Origin of the sequence: Sorangium sp. So ce448, from assembly GCF_051520915.1 — a bacterium.
Lineage (GTDB): Bacteria > Myxococcota_A > Polyangia > Polyangiales > Polyangiaceae > Sorangium > Sorangium cellulosum_B.
This window is the reverse complement of the sequence record NZ_CP150343.1, coordinates 6,608,789-6,634,812: the sequence shown is the minus strand read 5'-3', so window position 1 is coordinate 6,634,812 and position 26,024 is coordinate 6,608,789. Positions and strand designations below refer to the sequence as shown.

Annotated in this window: 19 protein-coding genes; 6 read left to right on the top strand and 13 right to left on the bottom strand. The window is 71.0% G+C overall.

Annotation, left to right across the window (positions count from 1 at the left end; all coding sequences use genetic code 11):
* Nucleotides 1-39: 39 nt before the first annotated feature.
* From WMF45_RS24950 to pilB, 5 genes are all read right to left on the bottom strand, one after another.
* A complete protein-coding gene (locus WMF45_RS24950) occupies nt 40-1,179 on the bottom strand; it encodes an OmpA family protein (protein ID WP_437719321.1) in 1,140 nt (379 codons plus the stop codon).
* An 8-nt stretch (nt 1,180-1,187) separates the two neighbouring features.
* Entirely contained in the window at nt 1,188-1,466 is a 279-nt protein-coding gene (locus tag WMF45_RS24945) for a DUF4398 domain-containing protein (protein WP_044965531.1), read from the bottom strand.
* A gap of 156 nt (nt 1,467-1,622) precedes the next feature.
* On the bottom strand, nt 1,623-2,315 hold the full coding sequence (gene lexA, locus WMF45_RS24940) for a transcriptional repressor LexA (protein WP_012237101.1): 693 nt from the start codon (nt 2,313-2,315) through the stop codon (nt 1,623-1,625).
* Between the two features lie 197 nt (nt 2,316-2,512).
* Nucleotides 2,513-3,652: a type IV pilus twitching motility protein PilT gene (locus WMF45_RS24935; RefSeq protein ID WP_437301486.1), complete on the bottom strand. Its 1,140-nt coding sequence runs from the start codon at nt 3,650-3,652 to the stop codon at nt 2,513-2,515.
* 4 nt (nt 3,653-3,656) lie between these two features.
* A complete protein-coding gene (gene pilB / locus WMF45_RS24930; protein WP_272093387.1) occupies nt 3,657-5,357 on the bottom strand; it encodes a type IV-A pilus assembly ATPase PilB in 1,701 nt (566 codons plus the stop codon).
* A gap of 105 nt (nt 5,358-5,462) precedes the next feature.
* Here pilB and WMF45_RS24925 point away from each other — a divergent pair, with 105 nt between their 5' ends.
* Together WMF45_RS24925 and WMF45_RS24920 are read left to right on the top strand one after the other, a co-directional pair.
* Entirely contained in the window at nt 5,463-6,686 is a 1,224-nt protein-coding gene (locus tag WMF45_RS24925; RefSeq protein WP_437719320.1) for an FHA domain-containing protein, read from the top strand.
* A complete protein-coding gene (locus WMF45_RS24920) occupies nt 6,683-8,026 on the top strand; it encodes a serine/threonine-protein kinase (RefSeq protein ID WP_437719319.1) in 1,344 nt (447 codons plus the stop codon). Before WMF45_RS24925 ends, WMF45_RS24920 begins: the two co-directional genes overlap by 4 nt.
* 14 nt (nt 8,027-8,040) lie before the next feature.
* Here the strand turns inward: WMF45_RS24920 and WMF45_RS24915 are convergent, their stop codons facing one another.
* A complete protein-coding gene (locus WMF45_RS24915; RefSeq protein WP_437719318.1) occupies nt 8,041-8,247 on the bottom strand; it encodes a hypothetical protein in 207 nt (68 codons plus the stop codon).
* Nucleotides 8,248-8,548: 301 nt separating this feature from the next.
* Here WMF45_RS24915 and WMF45_RS24910 point away from each other — a divergent pair, with 301 nt between their 5' ends.
* Nucleotides 8,549-11,350, top strand: coding sequence for a tetratricopeptide repeat protein (locus WMF45_RS24910; RefSeq protein ID WP_437719317.1), 2,802 nt, complete (start codon nt 8,549-8,551; stop codon nt 11,348-11,350).
* A 10-nt stretch (nt 11,351-11,360) separates the two neighbouring features.
* Here the strand turns inward: WMF45_RS24910 and WMF45_RS24905 are convergent, their stop codons facing one another.
* Nucleotides 11,361-13,508 (bottom strand): M3 family metallopeptidase, encoded by a 2,148-nt coding sequence (locus WMF45_RS24905; protein WP_437719316.1) that lies wholly within the window; start codon nt 13,506-13,508, stop codon nt 11,361-11,363.
* Nucleotides 13,509-13,550: 42 nt separating this feature from the next.
* Nucleotides 13,551-15,065 (bottom strand): hypothetical protein, encoded by a 1,515-nt coding sequence (locus WMF45_RS24900; RefSeq protein WP_437719315.1) that lies wholly within the window; start codon nt 15,063-15,065, stop codon nt 13,551-13,553.
* Nucleotides 15,066-15,510: 445 nt separating this feature from the next.
* Here WMF45_RS24900 and WMF45_RS24895 point away from each other — a divergent pair, with 445 nt between their 5' ends.
* Nucleotides 15,511-15,786: a hypothetical protein gene (locus tag WMF45_RS24895; RefSeq protein ID WP_437719314.1), complete on the top strand. Its 276-nt coding sequence runs from the start codon at nt 15,511-15,513 to the stop codon at nt 15,784-15,786.
* A 40-nt stretch (nt 15,787-15,826) separates the two neighbouring features.
* Here the strand turns inward: WMF45_RS24895 and pruA are convergent, their stop codons facing one another.
* Nucleotides 15,827-17,467: an L-glutamate gamma-semialdehyde dehydrogenase gene (gene pruA / locus WMF45_RS24890; protein ID WP_437719313.1), complete on the bottom strand. Its 1,641-nt coding sequence runs from the start codon at nt 17,465-17,467 to the stop codon at nt 15,827-15,829.
* Nucleotides 17,468-17,665: 198 nt separating this feature from the next.
* On the opposite strand from pruA, the gene WMF45_RS24885 reads away from it, so the two are divergent.
* Nucleotides 17,666-18,670 carry a DUF2804 domain-containing protein gene (locus WMF45_RS24885; RefSeq protein WP_437719312.1) on the top strand — a complete coding sequence of 335 codons (1,005 nt, stop codon included), beginning with the start codon at nt 17,666-17,668 and terminating at the stop codon, nt 18,668-18,670.
* Between the two features lie 33 nt (nt 18,671-18,703).
* Here the strand turns inward: WMF45_RS24885 and ligA are convergent, their stop codons facing one another.
* Both ligA and WMF45_RS24875 read right to left on the bottom strand, forming a co-directional pair.
* Nucleotides 18,704-20,734, bottom strand: coding sequence for an NAD-dependent DNA ligase LigA (gene ligA / locus WMF45_RS24880; protein ID WP_437719311.1), 2,031 nt, complete (start codon nt 20,732-20,734; stop codon nt 18,704-18,706).
* A gap of 13 nt (nt 20,735-20,747) precedes the next feature.
* A complete protein-coding gene (locus WMF45_RS24875) occupies nt 20,748-21,233 on the bottom strand; it encodes an NUDIX hydrolase (protein WP_437555139.1) in 486 nt (161 codons plus the stop codon).
* Nucleotides 21,234-22,212: 979 nt separating this feature from the next.
* On the opposite strand from WMF45_RS24875, the gene WMF45_RS24870 reads away from it, so the two are divergent.
* Nucleotides 22,213-23,031 carry a carbon-nitrogen hydrolase family protein gene (locus tag WMF45_RS24870; RefSeq protein ID WP_437719310.1) on the top strand — a complete coding sequence of 273 codons (819 nt, stop codon included), beginning with the start codon at nt 22,213-22,215 and terminating at the stop codon, nt 23,029-23,031.
* A gap of 85 nt (nt 23,032-23,116) precedes the next feature.
* On the opposite strand, the gene WMF45_RS24865 is transcribed toward WMF45_RS24870, so the two are convergent.
* On the bottom strand, nt 23,117-23,962 hold the full coding sequence (locus WMF45_RS24865) for a helix-turn-helix domain-containing protein (protein ID WP_437719309.1): 846 nt from the start codon (nt 23,960-23,962) through the stop codon (nt 23,117-23,119).
* Nucleotides 23,963-24,085: 123 nt separating this feature from the next.
* Nucleotides 24,086-26,023: a DNA gyrase/topoisomerase IV subunit B gene (locus WMF45_RS24860; RefSeq protein WP_437719308.1), complete on the bottom strand. Its 1,938-nt coding sequence runs from the start codon at nt 26,021-26,023 to the stop codon at nt 24,086-24,088.
* Nucleotide 26,024 lies beyond the last annotated feature (1 nt).

Here is a 26,024-nt window from a genome sequence, read left to right as displayed (position 1 = left end):
CCCGACACGCCAGGCGGCGGTGCCCCCGCGACGGCTGGACTACTGCGCGCCCTCCGTGCGGACGAACTGTACGCGCCGGTTCAGGGCGCGGTTCTGGTCGGACGTGTTCGGCACGATCGGCTGCTCCATGCCGTACCCCTTCGATGTCAGCCGGGCCTCGTCGATGCCCTTGGCCACCAGGTACTTCTTCACCGAGGCCGCACGCCGATCCGACAGCTTCTTGTTGTAGGCCGCGGCGCCCTTGTTGTCCGTGTGCCCCTGGATCTCGATCTTGATCTTCGGGTTCTGCTGGAGGACCTCCACCACGGCGTCGAGGATCGGGAAGCTCTCGGGCCGGATCTTGTCCTTGTCGAACTCGAAGTGGATCTGCTGCGTGATCTTGATCTCCTTCTCGGTGACGATGACCAGGCTCGGCTTCTTCGGGCAGCCCGGCTTGTCGCCGCCGACCACGCCCGGCTCGTTCGGGCACTGGTCCTCGAGATCGACCACGGTGTCCTGGTCGTTGTCCGGCTCGGGGCAGCCGTCGGCGTCCTCGTAGCCGTCCGGATCCTCCGGGTCGTTCGCGCAGTTCTTGCCCGTGCTGTCCTTGTCGTTCGCGTCGAGGATCGTGTCGAGGTCGTTGTCGAGCTCGGGGCAGCCGTCCTCGTCGAGGTAGCCGTCCTTGTCCTCGGGCAGGAGCACGCAGCTGTCCTTGCTGTCCGTCAGGCCGTCGCCGTCCGTGTCCGGATCGTCCGGGCAGCCGTCATCGTCCTGGAAGCCGTTCCAGGTCTCGGCGTCGCACGGGCACTTCTTGTCCTGCGGATCGAGCAGCCCGTCGCCGTCGCAGTCTCCGGGCTTCGGCGGCGGCGCCTCCTCGACGAACCCGCGCTCGGCGCACTTCTGCGGCGGCGAGAGGTCGTACGCGGCGTGCGTGTTCGCCTTCGCGATGTCGAGGTGCTCCTTGGCCCGGACGAAGAAGCCCTGATCGAGCTCGACCGAGGCGAACGACAGGTGCGACTTCGCCATCGCCAGCTCGCGCGGCGCGCAGCGGAGCGCGCCGTTGCGCTCCGCCTGCTTCGCGATGGTGGTCAGCGCCTCGATGTCGCCACGCATGACCGGCACCTGCGTGCACGAGAAGGCGGCCCCGGCGATCGCCACGACAGCGACGGCGCCTGCGCGACGGGAACTGCGGCGCGTCATTCCAATGCTCATCGACCCGCGCCCTCGTGCGCCTGTTTCGCTAGGGTGATCGCCTTGTCCGCGTACTCCTCTGCGACGTCGGCGAAGTCGATCGCGTCGCCGTAGTCGGCGGCCGCGGCCTCCTCCCGAGCCTTCCAGAGGTGCTCGCGCGCGGTGTAGTACTCGTACGGCGCATACTTCTCTGCGCCGAGCGCCTCGGCCGTCTCGAGCTTGCTCGAGGCCGAGTTCGCGGTGAACGCGTAGAGGGTACCGCCGCAGCCGCCCGTGAGAGCCGCCGCGAGCACCATGCCCGCGCCTGAAATCCAAGTCCCGAATCGCCGCCCGTGCGTCGTCACGATCGCGTTCTTTCTGGAGCGGGCACCTAAGACCGTCTGCCCGGCCGTCGCGACGCTATCAAGGCCGCTCGGCGCGCGTCAACCGGCTCGGGGAAGGGAAAGGTGAAGTCAGAGCTTCCGGTAGACGCCGACGACCACGCCGAGGAGCATCGCGGGCTTGAAGTCGCTCGCCCGGACCAGGATCGGCGCCATCGCCGCGTTCGCCGGCTGGAACCGCACGTAGTCCTTCTCGGGGAAGAAATATTTCACGGTCGCCTCGTCGCCGATCAGCGCCACCACGATGTCCCCGCGCTGCGCGGTGAGCTGCCGGCGCACGAAGATGTAGTCGCCGCTGAAGATGCCCGCCTCGATCATCGAGTCGCCGGTGACGCGCAGGCCGAACACCTCGCGCCCGCCGCGCACGAGCGTGCGCTCGATCCGGACCGTATCCAGGACGTGCTCCTCGGCGAGGATCGGCAGGCCCGCGGCGATCCGGCCGACGACCGCGATCTCGACGAGGTCGTCCTCCTGGTCGTTCGCAGGGGCGTCGTTCCCACCGTTCACGAGCGCGCCGCGGAGATCGGCGCCGCCGCCGGCGCCCGCGCCGTCGAGATCGCGCGGGCGGAGCGCGCGCGACTTCATGTCCTCGCGCGTGAGGTAGCCCTTGCGCTCGAGCGCCCGGAGGTGATCGTTCACCCCGTTCGTCGAGCGAATCCCCATATGCGCGCCGATCTCGCGCAGCGTCGGCGGGTAGCCGCGCTCGCTGATCGACTGCCGGATATAGTGAAGCACCTGCTGTTGTCGCTCGGTGAGCCCCTGCATCGGGCGGAACCTACTGAACGGTTGGGTAGATGTCAAAAAAGTGTGGAGCCCCCTCTCCATGGCCTCGATTTTACTTCGGTTTTCTGGATGCCAGCGGCGCTCGCTCGCCCGTCCGTCCGCCTCCCGCCGCGCTGCGCCGTGAGCCGCGAGGCGGGTCGAGCGTGCAGGGTGAACCGAAGGGCAGGGCGCCGTTGTGGTCAAGCCTGCTTCGGGCCGCTGTTCCGTGAGCTCACCGCCTGACGGGGCTCCAGCATCGCCCGGATCTCTTCGCCGTCGGCGGCCGCCGCGAACGCCTCCTCCAGCGTGATCATCCGGCGCTGGTAGAGGGACACGAGCGACTGGGCCATCGTCTGCATGCCGCTGCCGGCCTGGCCCACCTGCATCTGCGAGTAGATCTGGTGGAGCTTGTCCTCGCGGATGAGGTTCCGGATCGCCGCGTTCGGGATCATGACCTCCATCGCCATGACGCGCCCCGGGCCGTTCGCGCGCGGCAGGAGGAGCTGCGTCATCACGGCGACGAGCGTGAACGAGAGCTGCTGGCGCACCTGCGACTGCTGGTGCGGCGGGAAGACGTCGATGATGCGGTTGATCGTCGAGATCGCCGAGTTCGTGTGGAGCGTGGCGAACACGAGGTGGCCGGTCTCGGCGATCGTCAGCGCCGACTCGACGGTCTCGAGGTCGCGCATCTCGCCGACGAGCACGACGTCCGGATCCTGGCGCAGGGCGTACCGCAGGGCGTCCTTGAACGACGCGGTGTCGGAGCCGATCTCGCGCTGGTTCACGAGCGACAGCTTGTGCGGGTGCAGGTACTCGATCGGATCCTCGATCGTGAGGATGTGCAGCCGCTGCTCCGAGTTGATCTTGTCGATGATGCTCGCGAGCGTGGTCGTCTTGCCCGAGCCCGTCGGGCCCGTCACGAGCACGAGGCCGCGGGGCTTGGCGGTGATGTCGAGCACCACCGGCGGCAGGCCCAGCTCGTCGAAGTTCATGATCCGGAAGGGGATCTGCCGGAACGCGGCCGCGACGGCGCCGCGCTGCATGTAGATGTTGGCGCGGAAACGGGCGAGCCCCTTCATGCCGAACGAGAGATCGAGCTCGTTGCGCTGCTCGAACGCCGCCACCTGCTCCTCGCTCAGCACCGAGTAGCAGAGCTGCTTCGTGTCGCTCGGCATGAGCGGCGGGAGCTTCAGCGGCACCACCGTGCCGTCGATGCGCAGGAGCGGCGGCGTGCCGCTCGTGATGTGCATGTCGCTCGCGCCCTTCTCCACCATCGCGCGGAGGAGCTGCTGGAGCGTGTACCGGAGGCCTTCCTGCTGTCCGACGAGCTCGGTGGTCATGCGCTCAGTCCCCCATCGTCACGCGGCCGACCTCCTCGGTCGTGGTGACGCCCGCGAGCACCTTCTCGATCCCGCTCATCCGGAGGGTCAGCATCCCGCCCTTGATCGCGGCGGCCTTGAGCTCGGCCGTGGACGCGCCCTGGAGGACCATCTCCTTCAGCGCGTCGGTGAAGCGCATGACCTCGTAGAGCGCGACGCGGCCCTTGTAGCCCGAGCCGTTGCAGGTCTTGCAGCCCGCGCCGCGGACGAGCTCCGCGCGCGCCACCTGCTGCTCGGTGAAGCCGAAGTCGAGGAGCACCCTCGCGTCGACCTTCAGCGGGACGCGGCAGTCGGGGCAGATCTTGCGCGCGAGGCGCTGGGCCAGCACGAGGTTCACGCTGGCGGTGATGAGGAACGGCTCCACGCCCATGTTGAGGAGGCGCGAGATCGTCGACGGCGCGTCGTTCGTGTGCAGCGTCGAGAGCACGAGGTGGCCGGTGAGCGCGGCCTTGACCGCGATCTCGGCCGTCTCGAAGTCGCGGATCTCGCCGACCATGATGATGTCCGGGTCCTGCCGGAGGAACGACCGCAGCGACATCGCGAAGTTCAGCCCGATGTCGTCGTGCATCTGCACCTGGTTGATGCCGTGCAGGTTGTACTCGACAGGGTCCTCGGCGGTGCTGATGTTCGATCCGATCTGGTTGAGCTCCGAGAGCGCCGAGTAGAGCGTCGTCGTCTTGCCGGAGCCGGTCGGGCCGGTGACGAGGACCATGCCCCACGGCTGCCCGATCGCCCACTTGAAGTCCGCGAGCGGCTTCGCATCGAAGCCGAGCTTCGCCATGTCGAGCTGCAGGTTGGACTTGTCGAGGAGGCGGAGGACGATCTTCTCGCCCCAGAGCGTCGGGAGCACCGAGACGCGGAAGTCCATCTCCCGGCCCCTGCCCATCTTCAGCTTGATGCGGCCGTCCTGCGGGAGCCGCCGCTCGGCGATGTCGAGCGAGCTCATGATCTTGAGGCGGCTCGAGATCGCGTTCTTCAGCTTGATGGGCGGCTGCATCTCCTCCATCAGCACGCCGTCGATGCGGTAGCGCACGCGGAGCTTCTTCTCGTACGGCTCGACGTGGATGTCGCTCGCGCCCTTCTTGATCGCGTTCAGGAGGATCGCGTTGACGAGCCGGACGACGGGCGCGCCCTCGGCGGCCTTCTCCAGCTCGAGGACGTTCACGTCGTCGGCCTCGACCTGGAAGCCGACCTCCTCCTCCCCGAACTCGCTCAGCACCTCGTCGTAGGAGGGCCCGACGTTGTAGGCGCGCTCGATCGCCTCCGTGATGCCGGTCTCGGACGCGACGACGGGCTCCACGTTGAAGCCCGTGAGGAACTTGATGTCGTCGATCGCGTGGAGGTTCGTCGGATCGGCCATCGCCACGACGAGCGCCGTCCCCGACCTGGAGATGGGGATGATCTTGTGCTTCTCGCAGACGTCCCGCGAGACGAGGCGCGAGACCTCCGCGTCGATCTCGTACTCGTCGAGGGCGACGGCCGGGACGCGGTACTGCGTCGAGAGGAAGCTCGTGATCTCTCCGTCGGAGATGTACCCGAGCTTGGCGAGCGCGTACCCGAGGTTCTGACCTGTCTTGCGCTGCTCCTCCTGGGCTTGCCTGAGCTGCTGGAGGCTGATGAGCTTTTCGCGGACGAGCAGTTCGCCGAGGCGGTTCGTTGTCGACATCGAGGCCGCAAATCCTGCGGGTGACGAGGGAGGGAGTCAACGCTGGCGGTTGGGGCCGGCGCGCATCAAGGGTAGGATGTCGGATGGTGGCGAGGATGGCGCTGCGTGAGTCTCTTTGAGTGGTTCGGGCTCAGGCGGGGGGACAGCCGACGCAGGGCGGCCGAGGCCAAGGAGCTCGCCGGCGATCTCGCGGGGGCGGTCGAGCTGTACCTCGACGCCGGGATGCCGGACGACGCGGCCCGTGTCCTCCTCCTCCGGGCGGACGCCGAGCGCAGCGTCGAGAAGCGCATCGCCTTCTGCGCGTCGGCGTCCCGCATGGCGGAGAGCCCGGAGCTCAAGCGCGCGGCGCTCGGGCGCAAGGCGCTGCTCGCGTTCGATCTGGTGCGCGCGCGGGGCGCGAGCGTGATGCGGAGCGAGGCGCTGGCCGTCGCGCGCGAGCTCGAGGAGGCGGGCGAGCTCGAGCGCGCGGCCGACGCGTACGCCCTGGTGGGCGACACCGAGTCGGAGACGCGGGTGCTGGCCGCGGCGGGCGCGATCGAGCGGCTCGAGGAGCGGCTCCGCTCCTCGATGACCGTCGAGAGGGACCAGCGAGAGCTCGCCGCGGTCCTGCGGTCGATCGCGGATCTCGACCGGATGGCGGAGCGCCGCGAGGCGATCGCGGTCGCCGAGGCCTGGATCGCGGGGAACCGCGGCGGCGAGCCGGTGGCCGACGCCCTGCGCGCGATCCGCGCGCGGCTGCTCTCGGGGCCGATCCTCTCGCTCGAGCTCGGCGGCGCCCTCCTGCGGTGCGCGCTCGGCGACGAGGTCACGATCGGTCGCGGCGAGGCGACCCTCGTCGTCGCGTCCCGCGCCGTCAGCAGGACGCACGTGCGGATCCGGCGCGGCCCGTCCGGCGTCGAGGTCGAGGATCTCGGGACGCGCAACGGCACGACGCTGGCGGGCGCGCGGCTCACGGGGCCGCTGCCCGTCGGCCGCGGCGTGCAGCTCCTGCTCGGCGGGGAGGTGCCGTGCGCGATCACGCCGGGGACCGGGGAGGGGTGCGTGGTGGAGATCGCGGGCGATCGCTTCACGGCGCCGCTCGGCGATCTGCCGGTCGGTCCCTGGCGTATCCGCGTCGATCGGGCGGGGGCCTCGGCGTTCGTCGCGCTGAAGACGCCGCCGGGGGCGCCGCCGCCGTTCCTCGGCGACTACCAGCTCGCTCCGTCGGTCGAGCTCTGCGCGGGCGACGCGATCGCCTCGGCGCGCGGGGGGACGGCGGTCTTCCGGGTACCCCCCGCGGGCGAGGCTCCGTCGATCCGGCGCGGCGGCGCCGAGGGCGGCAGAGCGTGAGCCTGTGGCGGCGGCTCAAGGAGCGCCTCGGCGGCGCCGCTGCGGGCGGCGGTGCGCCGGCGGACGCGCGCGGCGGCGCCGGGCCGGGCGGGGCGGACGTCGGGGGCAGCGCGCATCCGGCGAGAGCGGAGCGGCCGCAGGCGCACGCGCGCGCGTCGCGCGAAGACGGAGGCGACGACATCGCGCGGCTGCGGAGCTCCGGCACGCGGGAGGGTCCCTCGACGGACGAGGTCATCGCGGTGCTCCGGCGCGCGCGCGGGACGCTCCGGGAGGCCGAGGCCGTGGCGCACCTCGTCGCGGCGATGGAGGAGCGGGTCCTGCCCGATCCGATCCGCGTGGCCTGCGCGGATCTGCTCGCGGCCCGGGGCGACGAGCGCGGCGCGCTCGCCGTGCTGGAGGGCGCCGCGTCGCGCGAGCGCGGAGGCGCGTCGCGCGCCCAGCCGGTCTCCTCGACCGAAGGCCTCGTCCTCGCGGCCGATCTCTACGCCTCGCTGGGGCAGCTCCCGCGCGCGGTCGGCGCGATCGAGCGGGTGCTCGTCCGGGAGATCGGCGCGCCGGGCGCGCGCGAGCGCCACCAGCGCTGGCGGGCGGCGCTCGGCGCGGATCGGCCCGCCGCGGTCGCCCGCCTGGAGGACGCGACCGTGGTCGCGCCCTCGGCGGGCAAGAGCCCGTTCCGTCTGCTCCGGGAGGTGGCGCGCGGCGGCGCCGGCGCGGTTTACGAGGCCGAGGACGAGGTGCTCGGCCGGCGCATCGGGTTCAAGGTCTACCACGGGCGGGGCGGCGACCGGGCGCACCTCACCCGCGAGGTGCGGCTCGCCGCGGCGCTCGCGGGCCCCGGCGTCGTGCGGGTCTTCGACGCGGACCCCGAGGAGGGGTGGATCGCGCTCGAGTGGATCGCGCGGGGGTCGGTGAGAGACGTGCTCCGCGCCGGCGACGCCGCGGCGCTCGCGCCGATCGCGCGGTGGGCACGTCCGCTCGCGCGCGCGCTCGCCCGGATCCATGAGCGCGGCTACGTCCACGCGGACGTGAAGCCGGCCAACGTGCTCCTGCGCAACCTCGGCGAGCCCGTGCTCACCGACTTCGGGCTGGCCAGGCCGCGTGGCGCGCCGTCCGCCGGCGGCAGCCCAGGGTACGTCTCACCGGAGCGGCTCGCCGGGCGGGCGAGCGATCCGCGCGATGACGTCTACGGCTTTGGCCGCGTGCTCGAGGACGTCCTCTTCACCCTCGAGCCGCTCGGCGGCGAGGGGCTCGCTCCCTGGAAGGAGCTGTCGCTGCTGTGCCTCGGCCCGGACGACGACCGGCCGCCGGACGGCGTCGCGCTCGTCCGGGCCGCCCGCTGAGCGCCGCGGCGGGCTCAGCAAGCTTCGAGGCAGCGCTGGTACCGATCGAACGCGGCCGCGTCGGTGCCATCGAACGCGCCGCAGGGAGCCTCCGCCGCGCACGCCGACGCGCACCGGACGCGGCCGTCGCACGACGCCTCGGGGGAGATGCCGCTGCCGTGGAAGCCGCACTCCTCGGTGTGCTCCGTCGCCTCGTCGCACACGCTCCCGCAGCCGGACACGAGGGCGACCGCGAGCGCAATTGACGCGGCTGACGCGGCTGACGCGGCTGACGCGGCTGACGCGGCTGACGCGGCTGACGCGGCTGACGCGGCGCGAGCCGCTCCTGCGCTGCGGGGTGCTTCCGTCCACCAACGACGCCTGCCTTCGCTCATGCCTGTTCTCTGCCGGCTGATCTCTCGTGCGGGGGACCTCACGCGGCGGCGCGGTGCGGCGCAGCGTGGCAACCCGCTTCGCTTCGGGCGCGGCCCTGGGTAGATTGCTCGCCTGCATGCGCGTACGCAACGAGAAGAGGGCGCCCTGATGCGCTTGGCCGTCGTCGCCACGCCCAGCTTGCACCGCGATCAGCGGCCGGCGCCCGGCTCGCTCGACGGAGATCTCATCCGGGCCCGCCTCTCGCTGGACGACGCGGGCTTCCGGGTGATCGACGTCGATCCCGCCCGGGATCTCGCGGAGCAGCTCGACGCGCTGTTCGACGAGGTCGTTGCGACGCGGAGGACCCTGGTCGACGCGGAGGACGCCGCGCGCGACGACGCATCCACCCTGTTCCTCTTCTACGCCTCCAGCGCGGTCGCGCTGTCGCCGGACGGGGAGCTCTTCCTCTGCCTCGACCCCGAGAACCCCGGCGTGGGCGACGCGCTGGGCGACATCGCCTCGGTGTTCCGCGATCGCGCGCGCGGCGAGGTGCTCTTCGTCCTCGAGTGCCATCACGGCCCCGGGGCGACCTCGCGCGCCGTCGTCGCCGCCGCGGAGCAGGCGGTGGCGTCTTCCGTGACGGGGGTCGAGCTCCTCGTCGCGGCCCACCCGATCGGCTCGCTCGACGCGGATCTGCCGTCGGTGCTCACCCGCGCCTTCGTCGAGCACCTCGACGAGGCCGAGCCGGAGCGCGGCCTCACCGCGGAGGCGATCTTCCGCCGCGTGGAGGGGAACGCCGAGCTCGCCAGCGCCATCCCGTGCTTCGCCCGGACGGGCGGGCGGGGCTCCTTCTCGGTGCTCGTCCCGCGCGGCGGCGCCCCGGGCGCGCCCCCGGCAGAGGGGCCCGAGGCCGCGCCGCTGGACGTCGCGGACGAGCGGGACGCCGCCACCACGCCGGCGCCGGCGCCGGACGATCCGGTCGCGCAGTACCTCGCGGCTGGCGACATGCTCGCCACCGCCGGGGACCTGGAGGGCGCGCTCACCGCGTACAGGAAGGCGCTCGCGCTCGTCGGCGTAGCGCACCGGGACGCGCGCGCGGAGGTGCACCTGCGCATCGCCCAGACCAGGTGGCGCCAGGAGCGGCACCGCGAGGCGATCGAGAGCTTCGACAAGGCGCTCGCGCTCGCGCCGGAGCACCGGCCCGCGCTCGAGGCCCTGGTCGAGCTCCACCTCGCCGGGCGCGACTTCGTCCGGCTGCGCATCGCGGAGGAGCGGCTGCTCACGCGCGTCGAGGGGGACGGCGATCGCTTCGGGCTCCTCGTCCAGTGCGCAGAGCGCTGGGAGAGCATCGCCGAAGAGCCGGCGCGCGCGCTGGAGCTCCTCGAGCGGGCGCGGGAGCTCCGCCCCGACGACCCCGCGGTCTTGCGCGGCCTGGGCCGGCTCTACCAGGCCGCGGGCGACGTCGAGGCGTCGATCGAGGCGCGCCGCTGCCTCATCGAGCGGATGGAGGAGCCCAGGCAGCGAGCGCTCGCGCTCCTGGAGCTCGCGCGCACCGCGATGCAGGGCGAGGCCCGCGCGACCTTGACCGAGGTCACGCGGGAGCGGGACGGGATCGAGCTGCTCGAGCGCGCGCTGGACACAGATCCCACGTTCCTCGATCCGCTCTCCCTCATCGCGATCCTCCTCTCGGCGCGGCAGGAATGGGGCGAGCTCGAGCTCGCGTACCGGCGGATGCTCGAGCGGGCGCAGCGCATCGCCGACCTGCGCGTCCGGAGCGACGTCACCTGGGAGCTCTGCCGCCGCCTCGGCATGCTCTTCCGCGATCACCTCGAGGATCCGACCTCCGCGCTGGAGGCGTTCGAGGGCGCGGTGGACGAGCGACCGGACGACGTCCCGGGGCGGCTCAGCGCGGCGTCGCTCGCGCGGACCGCCGGCCGGATCGAGCGCGCCGCCGCGCACCTCCAGGCCGCCGCGGTGCTCGATCCCGGCAACGTCCAGGTGTTTCACGACCTGTTCGACACGTTCCAGAAGCTGAGGCGGGTCGACCAGGCGTGGTCCGCTGCGAGCGTGGCTGTCTACCTCGGCGCGGCCGAGGAGCGGGAGCGCTTCATCTTCGAGGAGCACCGCCCGGCGGGCCTCGTCCAGCCTGCGCGCGGGCTGAGCGTCGCGACGTGGGACCTCCTGCGCGCGGGCGATCGCGATCGCGCGCTCGAGGAGGTCCTCGCGTCGGCCGCCGGCGCGGCGATCCGCGCGCGCTTCGCCCAGCGCGTGCGGGAGAAGCGGGCTCCCCAGCTCGATCCGGCCACGCGCGCCGATGCGGAGCGGAACGCGGCGGGCGTGGTTCGCCTGTTCTCGTGGGCGAGCCGGTGTCTCGGGATCGCCGCGCCGGCGGTCTACCTCCGCAAGGACGCGCCGATCGCGGTCGCCGCGGTAGCGGTCGAGGAGCCGAGCGTCCTCGTCGGCGGCGAGGCGCTCCGCGGGAGGACGGCGGCCGAGCTCGCGTTCCTGGTGGGCAGCCACGTCGCGTACCACGTCGACCCGCACCGGCTGCTGCTGCATTTCCCGTCGCTCGAGGAGCTCGGCGTCTGTCTGGCCGCAGCGGTGAAGGTGGCGCGGCCGTCGGAGCTCGTCCCCGCCGACCTCGAGGGCGCGGTGCTCGCGCTGGTGCCCCTCCTCGACGAGCACCTGACGGAGAGCGAGCGTGACGCCCTGGAGGCCGCGGTGTTCGAGCTCTACGAGATCCGCGCGCCGCTCGATCTCGCGCACTGGGTGGGATCGGTCGAGCGGTGCGCTGCCCGGGTCGGCTATCTGCTGACCGGCGATCTCTCGGTGGCGGCGTCGTCGCTCTCGCGGGGAGACGCGCCGGGCGTGCTGACGCCCGAGGAGAAGATCGGCGATCTCCTCTCGTTCACGGTCTCGGACGCCTACCACGCCTTGCGCGAGGAGCTCGGCGTCGCGATCGAGCCCTGAAGCTGCCCGTTCACTCCTTGCCCCGGAGGTAAGCGAGGTACGCGTCGTGGCTCGGCGGGCGGCCGAGGAAGCGGGTGACGAGCGCTCCCGCCTCGACGCCGCCGCCCTTCGCGAGCACCTCGTCGCGGAACGCGCGAGCGACGGCGGGGTTCAGCAGGCCTTCCTGCTTGAAGCGGGTGAGCACGTCGCGCGAGAGCGACAGCGCCCACTGGTAGCCGTAGTAGCCCGCGTCGTAGGTGATGAGGTGCCCGAAGCTCGACTGCAGGTGCGTCCCCTTCACGAAGGCGAAGGACTCGTTCGCGCGCTGCGCCTGCTCCACGACCACCGTCGCGTCGAAGCCCGGATCGCGGGTGTGGAGCTCCAGATCGATCGACGCGAGGGTGAGCTGCCGCTGCGTCGCGAGCGCTCGACCGAAGCCTCGTGCGCGGGTCATCGCCTGGAAGAGGGCGTCCGGGATCTTCTCGCCGGTCGCGTGGTGCTTCGCGAACAGATCGAGCACCTCGCGCGACCACGCCCACTCCTCGAACATCTGGCTCGGCGCCTCGACGAAGTCGCGCACCGTCGCGGTCCCTGAATAGGAGGCCAGCTCCGAGCGCGTCAGGAGGTGGTGCAGCACGTGCCCGAACTCGTGGAAGAACGTCACCACGTCCTCGTGGGACATCAGCGCCGGCTGCGCCCCCGGCTTCGGGAAGTTGCACTCGAGCGCCGCGACGGGGCTCTGCCACGACCCGTCGTCGAGCAGCTTCGCCGTCCGCACGGTGAACATCGCCGCGTGTTTGTACTTGTCGGGCCTGCTGTAGAGGTCGAGGTAGAACTTGCCGATCAGCTTGCCCTCGGAGCGCACCTCGTACGCGGTCACGTCGGGGTGCCACGCCTTCGCGGGGACTTCTTTGTACTCGAGGGCGTACATCTTCGCGGTGATGTCCATGAGCCCCTGCTTCACCGCGCCGAGCTCGAGGTAATCCGAGAGCGCCTGCGAGTCGAACTGGTACGTGGACGCGCGGACCCGATCCTCGAGGTAGTAGCGATCGGAGGGGGGGAGCTTGTCGGTCGGCCTGCCTCCGAGCCGCACGTGCTCTTTCATCAGCGCGGCGAACTCGGCCTTGGCGGGCTCTTTCAGCGCGGTCCTGACCTGGTCAAGGAAGCCGCGCACGGCGCCGCTCGTCTTGGCCATCCGCGGCTCGATGGCGTAGTCCGCCCAGCTCTTGTAGCCGAGCATCTTGGCCTTCTCGGAGCGGAGCGCGAGGAGGCGATCGACGAGCTTCACGTTCTTCTCGCCGCCGCGGTTGGTGAACAGGACGTAGAGAGCGAGCGCGGCCTTGCGGTCCTTGGCGTAGGTGACGAACGGGAAGAAGTCGGGGTAGTCGGTGGTGATCTCGACCTTGCCGTTCGCCTTGGGCGCGTGCTTCGCCACGTACTCCTTGGGCAACCCCTGGAGGGACGCGGGCGCGATCTCGATCGATGCGGTCGACGCGGACAGGTTCGACATGAACTCCTGCCCGATGCGCGTGATCTGCTCGTTCACGTCGCGGAGGCGCTGCTGTCGGTCTACCGGCAGCGACAGCCCGTTGCGGCGGAAGTCGCGGAGGACATCGGAGAGCAACCGGGCGCGCTCACCGTTCAACGCCTCGCGCGCGTCGCCTTTCTCGGCGTACGCCTCGATGACGGCGGCGAGATCGGCGTCCAGCCACATCGCGGTCGTGAACCTGTCGACCTTCGGCTCGCAGAGCCTCGCGGCCTCTCGCACCGCCGCGTCCGGGTGCGCGACCCCCATCAGGTACGGGAACTCGCCCGCGCTGTTCACCTCGAGCGCGGCGTCGTCGAACCGCCCGAGCGTCGCCGCGTAGGTGAGCTTCTCCGGCGGCGCGCCTCGGAGCGCCCTGATCGCGGCGAGGTGCCCCTCCGCGGCGCGCAGGTGCTCGTCGCAGAGCTGCTTCACGCCCTCCACGGTGAGCCCCTGCGCCACGGGATCGAACTCGGCGCGTGTCGGCGTCTCGGACGGCGCGGTCGTCGCCGGCGTCGACGTCGCCCCTTGCGGCGCGGCGCTGCCGGCCGTGGCCGGCGAGGAGACCCCACTGGTCTGGGTGCCAGCGTTGCAGGCGACGAGCAGGAGAAGTGAGAGGAGCCCTGAGCGCGCGGGTGTGGTGCCGACCTTCATGTCGGTCGGGCTATACCACGGGGAGCGAGGTGCTTCAGACCGTCACTCGGTCTTCGGCGGCAGGTAGGCGAAGAGGCAGTTGTATCCTCGGCTCGTCACGTCGGCGGCGGGCGTCCCGGCCGATACCCTGACGAGCAGCCGGTTGTCCGCCGGGGCCTCCGGGATCGCGACCCGCTCGACGTACAGGTTTTCGTCCTCGGTCTCCGTGGCCGAGTAGGTGGCGGCGTCGATCGATGTGCCGTCCCCGTTCAGCACCTCGGCGCTGAGCTCGCGGACCCCGGACCCGTTCCGCTGCGCTTCGCAGACGACCGAGAACGTCCAGCCCTCTTCCACGTCGTCGAGGGGGACCGCATAGATGTCGACGTCTGCGGTCTCTCCGTCGGCGATCTGCCCCTCGATCGCGTAGCTGACGCCGCCTCCCCCGTTGGCGAAGGAGACAAGGCCAGCTTCCGGCGTCTCGACGACACCGTTGGTCTCCTCCTCGGCCTCGATGGGATCGGAGTTCACGCGGTTGTGCAGAAGGATGTAGAAGTCGTTCTTTCCTGCCTCTCCTGCAGGGCGCTTGACGAAGACGAAGTACTCTTGCCCGGCTTCCACCGGGAGGGCGATATCGCCGCCTGTCGACGGGTCCACCTTCGCGTAGGCGTTGGTCAGATCGGTCGAAGCGAACACCGCGATCTCGCTGACGTCCACCGTCGAGCCGTTGCCCTCGATCCCTGTCGGCTGGTCGGCGATCAGCTGGGCGAGGATGGCGTTGTCGACCGCGGGGGTCTCCGGCGGGGTGAACGAATACACATCGACGTCGGTCGCGCTCTCGAAATTGCCGAACGCGAAGGTGGTGAAGTGGCCCGACTCGTCGTTGTTCAGCTCATAGTGCAGCTGCACGGCCTGCTCGGCGTCATTGTTGGGCTCGATGTCGCCGATGAGGCTGTCGGTATCGCTCTCCGCCGGATCGAGCGGGAGGAGCGCCACCCCGTAGTCGAAGCTCACGACCTCGGCGGGGTCGAAGCAGCCGTTCGGGAAGGCGAACTGCGGGAAGGCAGCGTTGCAATCCTGGACGACGATGACGTACTCGCCGTCTGCTGGCAGGACGGTGAGCAGCTCGCTGTCATTGGTGAAGCCCCGGGCCGGGTCGTCGTTTTGCGCGAGCTGGTTCCCGTCGGCGTCAAGCAACGTGATGACCGTATCGGGGTATGTCGGATCCCTCTCGTCATCCGAAGGCCTCGCGTCGCTCAGGATGTACACCGGCTGCCCCTTGGCTCCGGTGAAGCGGTAGTAGTCGGCGTCCTCGTCCAGCGGCTCGAGCGTCCCCTCGAGCCAACCGTCCTCGGGTTGGATCGGCTCCGCTTCTTCGGGGCTGTCGTTCCCGTCGTCCACCTCGCCTGCGCCCGTGGAGGTGCTGCCGGCGACGGGGCCGGTGGTCGCGGAGGACGTCGTGGTGCCCCCGGCTCCTCCCTCGCCGCCCCCGCCGCCGCCCTCGTCGTCTCCGCCGCAGCCTGCGGCGGTCGCCGCGATCGTGCTGAGCACGAAGAACCCCAGAAAATGCATCGACCTCATGGCACCTCCAACGTTTGCTATCCCACAGCGACTCCTGATGTAGCGGCGTGGGAAATATACACCTACGCTTCTGCTCGTCCTGCGCGCCATGGGAGCGCACGCTTTTGACGGGCGGAGATCTGGAGCATACGTAATGGCCGGGTGCTGCTCCACAGCTGAATGGCCGAGGTCGGATCGGCCTGTAGAGCTCGGTGGTTGGCGCGTCGGATGGCAATGGCTCCGCGCATGACTCCCTGAGAAGAGACGCCCATCTTCGTTGGTGCGCTTGACGACTCGGGCGGAACACGGAGTTCGCCGGTGGGCTCACCGGCTCGATTCGCCTCCGGCGGCGCGCGCTTCCAGCAGGGATCCGGGGCAGGGGCGAGCCGGCGCCGCGCGGCCGCCCCCTGCTCGCCTCTCGCCGCCGGCTCGGCCGCGTGCTCCGATGGCCGCTGGAACTTTCGCCATGCCCCGTCCCGCGCTCATCCTGGCCCTGCTGCTCCTCGCTCCCACCCCTGGATGCTCGTCGGACATCGACGCGTGCGAGGTGGTCTGCACCAAGAACGCCGAGTGCCAGACCGACAGCCCTGGAAAGGACACGTGCGTCGCGCTGTGCCTCGAGCTGTCCGGCCGCGCGTCCTATGCCACGGCCATCGAGCGCACGGCCGAGTGTTACGAGGAGGAGGACCGGTCCTGCGCCGATCTCGCGGGTGGTGTCTGCGACTACTCGCCGGAGGATTGATCGACGATGCCCGCCGCCTCTCCGGCGCGGGGCGCGCTTGCTACTCGGCCGCCATGAACGGATAGGCGACAGCGCGAGGCGGGGCGAACGTCTCCTTCACGACCCGCGGGGAGACCCAGCGGAGCAGGTTGAACAGGCTGCCCGCCTTGTCGTTCGTGCCGGAGGCGCGCGCGCCGCCGAACGGCTGCTGCCCGACGACGGCGCCGGTCGGCTTGTCGTTGATGTAGAAATTGCCCGCGGCGAAGCGGAGCGCGTCGCTCGCCGCCTCGATGAACGCCCGATCCCGCGCGAACACGGCGCCGGTCAGGCCATACGGCGACGTCTCGTCGCAGAGCGCGAGCGCCCTGTGCTCCTCGCCGTCGGGGTAGACCCAGACCGTGAGCACCGGCCCGAACAGCTCCTCCGCCATCAGCGGGTGGCGCGGATCCGTGGTCTCGATCAGCGTCGGCTCGATGAACCAGCCGTCGCTCCCGTCGTGCGCGCGCGCGCCGCCGCCGCACACGATCGAGCACGCCGCGTCCGACTTTGCCGCGGCGATCCGCCCCGTGAGCCGGGCGTGCGCTCGCTCGTCGATCACCGCGCCCATGAAGTTGCGGAAGTCGGCGACGTCCCCGACGCGGATCGCCCGGATGTGGCCAACGAGCCGGTCCTTGAGGGCCGGCCAGAGCGAGCGGGGGATGTACGCGCGCGACGCGGCCGAGCACTTCTGCCCCTGGAATTCGTAGGCGCCCCGGACGAGCGCCACGGCGAGCGCGTCGACGTCGGCGCTCGCGTGCGCGAACACGAAGTCCTTCCCGCCGGTCTCGCCCACGATCCGCGGGTAGCTGCGGTAGCGCCCGATGTTCTCCCCGATGCGGCGCCAGATCGACTGGAAGACCGCGGTCGAGCCCGTGAAGTGGATGCCGGCGAAGTCCGGATGATCGACGCACGCGTTCGAGACGAGCTCGGGCGGGCCCATGACGAGGTTGATGACGCCGCGCGGGAGGCCCGCCTCGATCAACAGCTCCATCACGAAGTGCGCCGAGTACAGCGCGTTCGCGGACGGCTTCCAGACCACCGTGTTGCCCATCAGCGCCGGGGCCGCGCACAGGTTGCCCGCGATCGCGGTGAAGTTGAACGGCGTCGCCGCGAAGACGAAGCCCTCCAGCGGGCGAGGCTCCGCGAGGTTCCAGATGCCGGGCGCGCTCGCCGGCTGCTCCGCCGCGATCCGGTGGGCGAAGTGGACGTTGTAGCGGAAGAAGTCGATGAGCTCGCAGGCCGAGTCGATCTCCGCCTGGTACGCCGTCTTGCTCTGCCCGAGCATCGTCGCCGCGTTGAGCGTGGGGCGGTACCGGGTCGCGAGCAGCTCGGCCGCCTTGAGGAACACGGCGGCGCGCTCGGTCCACGGCGTCCTCGACCAGGCCGGGTGCGCCCGCCGGGCGGCCTCGATCGCGCGCGCGACGTGCTCGGCGCCGCCTTGATGGGCGCGGGCGAGGAGGAGGTCGCGCCGGTGCGGCGCGCGGACCTCGTCGAGCGCGCCGGTCCGGATCGCTTCCCCGTCGATGACCATCGGGATCTCGATCGTCTCCCGCGCCCGGCGGTCGAGCTCCGCCTTGAGGGCCGCGCGCTCCGGGCTGCCAGGCGCGTACGTGAGGACGGGCTCGTTCAGGGGGCTCGGGGGCGTGGCGATGGCGTCGATCATGACGCGAGTCTAGCGGCGGAGCCGAGGGCGCGCAGGCTCCGGCGCCGCCGCTCTCCGCCGCGGCGTGAGCCAGATGGCCGCGGAGGAGAGCGCTCGGCGCAATCACGCGATATCGCGCAATTCGCACAACTCTAACGATGTCAGGTTTCCGGCGTCGCTCGTCTTGGGCAGCGACCACGTCGCCGCTACTCTCGTCCGATGCGCGAGCTCACCACGCCGCCCGATACGATCCTCGACCCGAGCACGGGAGCGGCGCGCGTCGGCTCGTACCGGGGCGATCTCCCGCGCGTCGACCCGGCGCTCCTCGCGCCGCGCAGGCTCGATCGGCTGCTCAAGCACAAGCGATGGGTTTACGTGGCGATCGCGTCCGACGAGGTCTTCGTCGCCGTCTCGGTCGTGCACCTCGGCTACCTGTCGATCGCGCTCAGCGTCGTCTTCGACAAGGCAGGCCGTCGATTGCTCGTGGACCGCGCGACGTTCGGGCCGCCCTTCGCGGTGAGCGTGGGCGACGCGAGCGGCGAAGGCCGCTCCGCGCGGGCGTGGCTCCCCCGCGCGCGCGTCCGGATCGAGCGGCCGCGCACGGACGCGACGACCGCGGTGACCGCCGCGCTCCCCGGCGTCGAGCTCGAGGCGCGGCTCGACAGCCGCGCGGCCCCGCCGGCGCTCTCGGCGATCGCGCAGGCCTCGGACGGCTTCCTGATCACCACCGAGAAGCGCCTGCTCCTCGGCGTCGAAGGCGAGGCGTCGGTGCTCGGTCGCCGCATCTCCCTCGACGGAGCGATCGCCAGCTACGACTACACGAGCGGCCTCCTGCGGCGCCGCACGACGTGGCGCTGGGCCCTGGCGCTGGGGCGCGCGGAGAGCGGCGAGCGCGTCGGCCTGAACCTCGGCGAAGGCTTCGTCGGCGACGCCGAGTGCGCGATCTGGATCGACGGCGAGCTCATCCCGCTCGCCGAAGGCCGGTTCACCTTCGACGCGGCGCGGCCGCTCGACCCGTGGCGCGTCCGGACCGCGGACGGCGCCGTGGATCTACGCTTCGTCCCTGGCGCGGCGCACTCGAACCACACGAACCTCGGCTTGCTCGCGTCGGAGTTCATGCAGCCGATCGGCCTCTACTCCGGCACGATCCGCCTCCCGGACGGCCGGCTCCTCGAGCTCCGGGACGTCCTCGGCGTCACCGAGGACCAGGACATCACCTGGTAGGGGCCGAAGGGTCGCGGCCGCGGCTCGCCTCGGTCAGCCGCCGCGGCGCTCGGCGATGAGCTTGTCCAGATCGTCCTCGGTGATGAGCTTCGTACCGTACTTGCGCGCCTTCACCGCCTTGCTCGACGCGGAGGCCACGTCGGCGATGACGAGGTAGTTGAGCTCCTTCGTCACGCTGTTCAGCACCCGGCCGCCGTTCGACTCGACGAGGTGGGTGAGCTCGCCGCGCGGACGCGCGCCCGCGCCGGTGAAGCAGAACGTCAGTCCGGCGAGCGGGCCTTCGGCCTCGGGCGCGACCGGGACGATGCCGGCGGCGAGCAGCCGCCCGATCTCGTCGCTGCGGGCGCGCAGCCCTCGAACGATGCTCGCGGCCTTGATCGCGCCGAGGCCCGGGATGCCGGCGAGCTCGTCCTCCCCGGCGGCGAGCAGCTTCTCGATCGTCGTGTACCCCGCCGACACGAGCAGCCGCGCGGTCTGGATCGCGAACCCCTCGATGCCGAGCGCCGCGAGGAACACCGGCAGCGCGAGCGGGAGGCGGCTCTTCAGCTGCTCCAGGCACTTCGTCGCGCTCTTCTCGCCGCGCCGATCGAGGTCGGCGATGCTCTTGACCGTGAGCTTGTAGAGGTCGAGCGGCTCTCGGACGAGGCTTGCGGCCACCACCTGCTCGATCAGCTTGTCGCCCCACTCCAGCGCGCCGATGGCGTCGATCCAGTTGTGGATGCGCCCCTCGATGAGCGCGCGGCACGCGGCGTTCCGGCAGAGGAGGTACTCTCCCTCGACGACGAGCGGCGCGCTGCAGACCGGACAGACCGATGGAGGAACGGCGACGGGGCCGCGCTTCTCGACGACCTCCTCGACGTACGGGATCACGTCGTTGCGGCGCGAGACCAGCACCTCGTCGCCCACGCCGATGCCGAGGCTCCGCACGTTGGCCGAGTTGTGCAGGGAAGCGCGCCGGACGTTGGCGCCCGCGAGCTCCACCGGCTCGACGATCGCCACCGGGGTGACGCGGCCGCTCGGCCCGGTGTCCCACTGGATCGCCACGACCGTCGTCACCTTGGCGGGCGACGCGAACTTGAAGGCGACCGCGCCGCGCGGCCGGCGGTTGACGTCGCCGAGCAGGCCCTGGAGGTGGAGCGAGTCCACGTAGACGACGAGCCCGTCGATCTCGTAGTCGAGGCTCGCGCGGAGCTCGCTCGAGTAGCGCCGGTAGAGCTTCACGACGTCGTCGACGCTGCCGTGCGCGGTCTGCGGCGTCGCGAAGCCGAGCTCGCGCAGCCAGGCGAAGCGCGCCCGGCACGTCGGGATCTCGAGGTGCTCGGCGACGTCGTAGAAGAGCACGGTGCAGTGCTCTGCCCCCTGGCCGTCGAACCGCTTGGCCGCGCCCGCGGCCATGTTGCGCGGGCTGGTGACACCGGGGAAGTGGCGCTTCATGTCCGAGAGGCGAAGGATGATCTCCCCGCGCACCGACAGCCTGCCCTTCTCCCGGATCCGCGAGGGGATCCCCTTCATCCGCGCGACGTTCGCGGTGATCCGCTCGCCCCACTCGCCGTCGCCGCGCGTGATGGCGTCGACGAGCTTGCCGCCCTTGTAGATGACCTCGATGGAGATGCCGTCGAGCTTCTCCGCCACGAAGAGGTCACCCGCGACGCTCGAGGTGGAGCCCGGCGCCGGCGGCGCGGCGCCCGTGCCGCCGTCGCCGTGCCCGTCCTTCACGAGGATCTCGTCGCACCGGGCGACCCAGCCCAGGAGCTCGTCCTCGGAGACGACCTTGTTGAGCGAGCCCATCGGGATCTCGTGCCGCGCCTTCTCCCACTCGGTGATCAGGGAGGCCGAGCCGACCCGGGCGAGCACCGGATGCGCCGGATCGAGGGCGCGGAGCTCGTCCTCGAGGGCGTCGAACGCCGCGTCCGAGATCTCGGGGTGCCCTGCGTAGTAGCTCGCCCTGTATTTCTCGATGCGCTCGGCGAGCTCCTCGATCCTCGCCTTGTGCTTCGGATCCGTCGCGAGCCCGCCCTGCAGCGCGTTGCGCGCTCCGGCGTCGTCGTGGTGTGCCTGCGTCATCGCTTGCCTCGGCTCACTCGAGCTCCGTGTCGCCGGCGCGCCGGGCGGCGGCGAAGAGATCCCCCATGCCCATCGCGAGCTCGGACGGGAGCTCGTCTTCCCGGAACAGCCTGACCTCGCGGATCTCGAGCGGATTTTGCGGAGGGCGCGTCGGCGCGGCGATCCGGGCGGTGACGACGACCGTCACGGCGTGGAAGCGGATGTCGCGATCAGGCCGCGAGTACACGCCCACGACCCGCCCGAGCTCGACCTCGGTGACGCCGGCCTCCTCGGCGAGCTCCCGCACGATGCTGTCGCGGAGCGTCTCTCCCCATTCCAGGGTGCCTCCCGGGAGCGCCCATGTTCCGGTGTCGCTGCGGCGAATGAGCAGCCACCGGCCATCGGCTGTCTGAGCGGCGGCGGCGATCCCGACGACAGGTCGCCGGAGCAGCGCGCGGGCGACCTCCTTGGCGAGGGCGAGCACGGAGCGCGGCAACAGCGACAGGGGAGCGATTTCCATGAGAATTTTTGTGGCGTGCGGGCAAAGCATAGGAGCGATCGGGCGCCGCCGGGAGAGGGTTCCGTGCGGCCTCGGCGGATCCTGCGGACATCCATGAGCCGTGCGGCTCAGGCTCGGTCGCGGGAGAGAGGCAGGCTACGCTCGTCCTCATCATGGCGATCGTGCGGAGGGCGATGCGCGCTCCTGTCGGGTTGTACGGCTGGGCTGTCCTCTGCGGCGTGATGGCCTGGGGCGCGGCGCTCGCGCTTGCGTCGCTCCCGAGCTGCACCGACGAGCGGCTCGCGTCGCCGCGCCCTCAGGCAGGCGCCTCCGCCAGCGTGGGCGCCTCGGGGGGAGCGCTACCCGATGCGGGCGCCGACGAGGGGCCGGCGAACGTATGCGAGTGTCTCGCGGCCTATGGCGGCGAAGCCGGGCGCTGCGGCGACTGCTTCAACGAGCATGCGTCCCGCGGTGGGCGCTGCGAGGCGGAGCTCGCGGCGTGCGACGGGGAGCCTGAGTGCAGGCCGATCAGCCTGTGCCTCAAGGGGTGCGGCCACAACAAATCCTGCCAGACGGCGTGTGTGTTCCCGGACGATGCGAGCGCCGCTCACCGGATGTTCCAGCGGGTACTCGCCTGTGTGTGCGCCGCGTGCAGCGCCAGGTGCACCTACTCCGGCGCGCCGCTCGAGTGCGCCGCGCCCTCCGAGGTGGACGGCAGCGGTGGAGCCGCGGGCGCCGGCGGGGCAGGTGGCGGTGGGGCAGGTGGCGCTGGCGCCGGCGGGGCGGGTGGCGGTGGGGCAGGTGGCGCTGGTGCCGCCGGGGCTGCGGGTACCGGCGGTGCAGGTGGCGCTGGTGCCGCCGGGGCTGCGGGTGCCGGCGGTGCAGGTGGCGCTGGTGCCAGTGGCGCTGCGGGAGCGTCCGGAGATCGAGGAATCTGACGAGCCCAGCGCTCCCGTCGGCGCGTGGTCCACGCCGGGTCCCCGTGCGGTAGGCTTGCCGCATGGAGAAACCGGTGATCTGGGCGGCCCTTCAGCTCTCCAGCCAGGAGAACGTGGGCGAGAACCTGGCGCGGATCGAGGTGCTCGTCGTGGAGGCGGCGCGCCGTGGGGCGACGACGGTCGTGCTGCCCGAGAACTTCGCGTACATGGGCAACGAGGAGGGGAAGCGCAACATCGCGGAGGACCTCGACGCTGGCGGAGGTCCGATCGCCCGTCGTCTCGCCGACGCGGCGCGCTCCGCCCGGGTGACCATCGTGGCCGGCGGTTTCCCTGAGCGCGCGCACGATCCGGCGCGGCCGTACAACACCTGCGCGGTCTTCGGGCCCGACGGCCGGCTCACCGCGCGCTACCGGAAGATTCACCTCTTCGACGTCGAGATCGCCGACGGAACGAAGTACCGCGAGTCGGCGTCGACGACCGCCGGGGAGCGCCCCGTCGTCACCGAGATCGACGGCGTGAAGCTCGGGCTGTCGATCTGCTACGACGTCCGGTTTCCGGAGCTCTACCGCGCGCTCTCGTCCGCGGGCGCAGAGGCGATCGCCGTCCCTGCCGCGTTCACCCTGCTCACCGGCAAGGACCACTGGCTGGTCCTGCTCCGCGCCCGGGCCATCGAGGCCCAGGCGTACGTCGTGGCCGCGGCGCAGTGGGGCAAGCATCCAGGCGGGCGGGCGACGTTCGGGAAATCGTGCGTCATCGATCCGTGGGGTGAGGTGATCGCTCAGGCCTCGGAAGGGGAGGGGATCGCGATGGCGATGCTCGACCCCTCCTACCTCGATCGGGTCAGGGCGAACCTACCTTCGCTCACGCATCGGAGGCTCTGATCGTCATGTCATGGGGGTAAGCACTTTGTCCTCGCACCGGAGGTGGCGGTGCCGGCGCTTCCTATGGCCGATCTCTGCCGTCAGCTCACTCGGCAGAGGCGTCGCTCGGCTCCGTCTCTCCGGCAGGGGGCGGCGTGCTGCCGCGCTTGGACAGGAGGGCGCGGAGCTCCGCAGGCCTGCGGAAGCCGATGCGGCGGGCGACCTCTCCCTCGGTCAGCCCCTCATGAAGGAGCGTTCGCGCGCGCTCCGCACGCACCTCATCGTAATAGACGTGGGGCGATGACCCGAAGGCGGCGCGGAAGAGCCGCGCGAAATGAAACTCGGACAGATCTAGATCCAGCGCGACCTCGTAAGAACGGATCCTCTGGCCTGCTTCCGCGGCGCTGCGGATGCGGTCGCGGCCGAGCAGGATCCGCTCCGAGGTACTGCGCGGGAGCGGGGCTGCCGAGCGCGGTGGTGGCGTGGATCGGGAGGCGCCGGTCAGTGCAGAGCGCTCGCGCGGCGGCTGCGCGCTGTGGCTCGGCGCAGCGACGCCAGGCGTGGGGAGCGACGCCGGCCGTGCGGCAGGCGCGCCGTTCGGAACCGACAGCGAACATGTGGCCGGCATGCTGTGGGTCGAGGAGGGTGCGATCGGAGTCGAGATGGGAAGCGCAGTCGTCACGAGTACCTCTCCAGCGGTGAAAGGGCGGTGTCTCGCGGTCATCGCGGCCACCGGCGCGACGTATTGCAACCAGCAGGCCGCAGGCTGACGCAGCGTTCTCGGCTCACGCGGTTCGGCATTCAGCAGCACAAAATCCCGCGATTGCTCGGCTACCTGCTCGCGATGTCCGACGGGGTGTGGCCTGCCGTTCACGTGGCACAGGCGCCAGAGATCACCCGCGGTTGGCACATTGTGTCTTCGTGACGTGCACGCCATGGCGGTCGCCTGCATCGCGACGTCCTCGCGGCGAGCTCATGGGGATCAGGGAGGATGAATGCGGGAGCGCGGCGCCGCATCCAACGAGGTCCGCGCGAGGCGCGAAGTCGCCGCGACCTCTCGAACGAGGGATCGATGTCAGACGTCGATCTCGGCGTTCGGCGCGCGCTCCATGATGAAGCGGAAACGCGCCTGGGCGTCCTTGCCCATCAGCTCGTTCAGGATGCGATCGGTCTCGATCTCTCCCTCGATCACGATGCGCAGCGCGCGCCGGCGTCGGATGTCGAGCGTGGTCGCCTTGAGGTCCTCCGCGGGCATCTCGCCGAGCCCCTTGAACCGCGAGATATCCGCCTTGGCCGTCTTGGGGAGCTTCGCGAGGACCCTGTCGCGCTCCGCGTCGTCGAGCGCCCAGTGCGTCTCCTTGCCGACGTCGATCCTGTAGAGGGGCGGCTGCGCGAGGAACACGTGCCCGCCGCGGAGCAGGCCGGGCAGGTGCCGGTAGAAGAACGTCAGCAGCAGCGTCGCGATGTGCTGGCCGTCGCTGTCGGCGTCCATGAGTAGAAAAATCCTTCCGTAGCGCAACTTGGAGGCATCGAAGTCCTTCCCGAAGCCGCAGCCCAGCGCGCTCACGATGTCCTGGAGCTCCTTGTTGCCGAGCACCTTCGAGGTCGAGGCCTGCTCCGCGTTGAGCACCTTGCCGCGGAGCGGGAGGATCGCCTGGGTCCGGCGGTCCCGGCCCTGCTTGGCCGAGCCACCTGCGCTGTCGCCCTCGACGATGAAGAGCTCGCTCTCGCTCGGATCGGTCGAGGCGCAATCGGCGAGCTTCCCCGGCAGGTTGAGCCGGTGCGACACCGGCGTCTTGCGCAGGACCTGCTGGGTCGCTTCACGCCGCGCCTCCCTTGCGCGCGCCGCCAGGATCGCGCGGGCAACGATCGACTCGCCGGCCGTGCCGTTGTGGAGCATCCACTGCTCGAGCGCCGGCCGGACCAGGCCCTCGACCGCCGGCCCTGCCTCCGCGTTGTTGAGTCGATCCTTCGTCTGCCCCTGGAACTGCGGGTCCTGGATGTAGATGGACAGGACGCCCACGATCCCCTCGCGGATGTCGTCGGCCGTCAGCGTCACCCCTTTCGGCTGGACCTTCTTCGCGTCCATGAACGCGCGGACCGCCTTCACGATCGCGCCGCTGAAGCCGGACTCGTGCGCGCCGCCCGCGTGCGTGGGGATGCCGTTGACGTACGACTTCACGTACTCGTCGGTCGACTCGGTCCACTGGAGCGCGGCCTCCAGGCGGATCTCGCCCTCGCGCGCGACGTAGAAGATGGTCGGGTGCGTGACCGCCTTGCCGCGCTGGGCGACCAGCTTCGGCAAGAAGTCCGCGATGCCGTTCGGGTGGAGGAGCTCGATCGACTCTCCGGACGAGAGATCGCGGAACGCGATCTCGAGCCCTCCGTGGAGGTACGCCTTGGCCTCCAGGCGCTCGCGGATGGTCTCGGAGTCGAAGCGCCGGCCCTGCCCGAAGATCTCCGGATCGGGCCGGAAATGGATGCTCGTGCCGTGCTTGCGGGTGGGCGCGCCCTTCTTGAGCTTGCTGGTCGGCGCGCCGCGCGAGAACGTCTGCTGGTGCTCGAACCCGTCGCGCAGCACCCGGACCTCCACGAGCTCGGAGAGCGCGTTGACGACGCTCGATCCGACGCCGTGGAGCCCGCCTGAGACCTTGTAGTTGTCGCTCGCGAACTTCCCGCCTGCGTGCAGCGTGCAGAAGATGAGCTCGAGCGCCGGGCGCTTGTACCTGGGATGCACGTCCACGGGGATGCCGCGCCCGTCGTCGGTCACGGTGGCGCCCTGGAGATCGGCGTCGAGCGTCACCTCGATCCGCTTCGCGTGCCCGTTGATGGCCTCGTCGACGGCGTTGTCGACGATCTCCCAGAGCAGGTGGTGGTAGCCCCTGGCGTCGGTGCCGCCGATGTACATGGCGGGGCGCTTGCGGACGGGCTCGAGCCCCTCGAGCACCTCGATGTCAGCGGCCGTGTAACGTGCGCCGGAAGCGGCGCGGACCGGGGGATTCGTGGCGGCCATG

What these genes read in the sequence shown, in the direction of transcription:
- WMF45_RS24945 (WP_044965531.1), bottom strand. Translation starts at nt 1,466, where the DNA reads ATGGTGCTCGCGGCGGCTCTCACGGGCGGCTGCGGCGGTACCCTCTAC.
- pruA (WP_437719313.1), bottom strand. Translation starts at nt 17,467, where the DNA reads ATGATCGACGCCATCGCCACGCCCCCGAGCCCCCTGAACGAGCCCGTC.
- WMF45_RS24950 (WP_437719321.1), bottom strand. Translation starts at nt 1,179, where the DNA reads ATGACGCGCCGCAGTTCCCGTCGCGCAGGCGCCGTCGCTGTCGTGGCG.
- WMF45_RS24865 (WP_437719309.1), bottom strand. Translation starts at nt 23,962, where the DNA reads ATGCAGGCGACCGCCATGGCGTGCACGTCACGAAGACACAATGTGCCA.
- WMF45_RS24935 (WP_437301486.1), bottom strand. Translation starts at nt 3,652, where the DNA reads ATGACCACCGAGCTCGTCGGACAGCAGGAAGGCCTCCGGTACACGCTC.
- WMF45_RS24860 (WP_437719308.1), bottom strand. Translation starts at nt 26,023, where the DNA reads ATGGCCGCCACGAATCCCCCGGTCCGCGCCGCTTCCGGCGCACGTTAC.
- WMF45_RS24885 (WP_437719312.1), top strand. Translation starts at nt 17,666, where the DNA reads ATGCGCGAGCTCACCACGCCGCCCGATACGATCCTCGACCCGAGCACG.
- WMF45_RS24905 (WP_437719316.1), bottom strand. Translation starts at nt 13,508, where the DNA reads ATGAAGGTCGGCACCACACCCGCGCGCTCAGGGCTCCTCTCACTTCTC.
- WMF45_RS24870 (WP_437719310.1), top strand. Translation starts at nt 22,213, where the DNA reads ATGGAGAAACCGGTGATCTGGGCGGCCCTTCAGCTCTCCAGCCAGGAG.
- WMF45_RS24910 (WP_437719317.1), top strand. Translation starts at nt 8,549, where the DNA reads ATGCGCTTGGCCGTCGTCGCCACGCCCAGCTTGCACCGCGATCAGCGG.
- lexA (WP_012237101.1), bottom strand. Translation starts at nt 2,315, where the DNA reads ATGCAGGGGCTCACCGAGCGACAACAGCAGGTGCTTCACTATATCCGG.
- WMF45_RS24875 (WP_437555139.1), bottom strand. Translation starts at nt 21,233, where the DNA reads ATGGAAATCGCTCCCCTGTCGCTGTTGCCGCGCTCCGTGCTCGCCCTC.
- WMF45_RS24895 (WP_437719314.1), top strand. Translation starts at nt 15,511, where the DNA reads ATGCCCCGTCCCGCGCTCATCCTGGCCCTGCTGCTCCTCGCTCCCACC.
- ligA (WP_437719311.1), bottom strand. Translation starts at nt 20,734, where the DNA reads ATGACGCAGGCACACCACGACGACGCCGGAGCGCGCAACGCGCTGCAG.
- pilB (WP_272093387.1), bottom strand. Translation starts at nt 5,357, where the DNA reads ATGTCGACAACGAACCGCCTCGGCGAACTGCTCGTCCGCGAAAAGCTC.
- WMF45_RS24900 (WP_437719315.1), bottom strand. Translation starts at nt 15,065, where the DNA reads ATGAGGTCGATGCATTTTCTGGGGTTCTTCGTGCTCAGCACGATCGCG.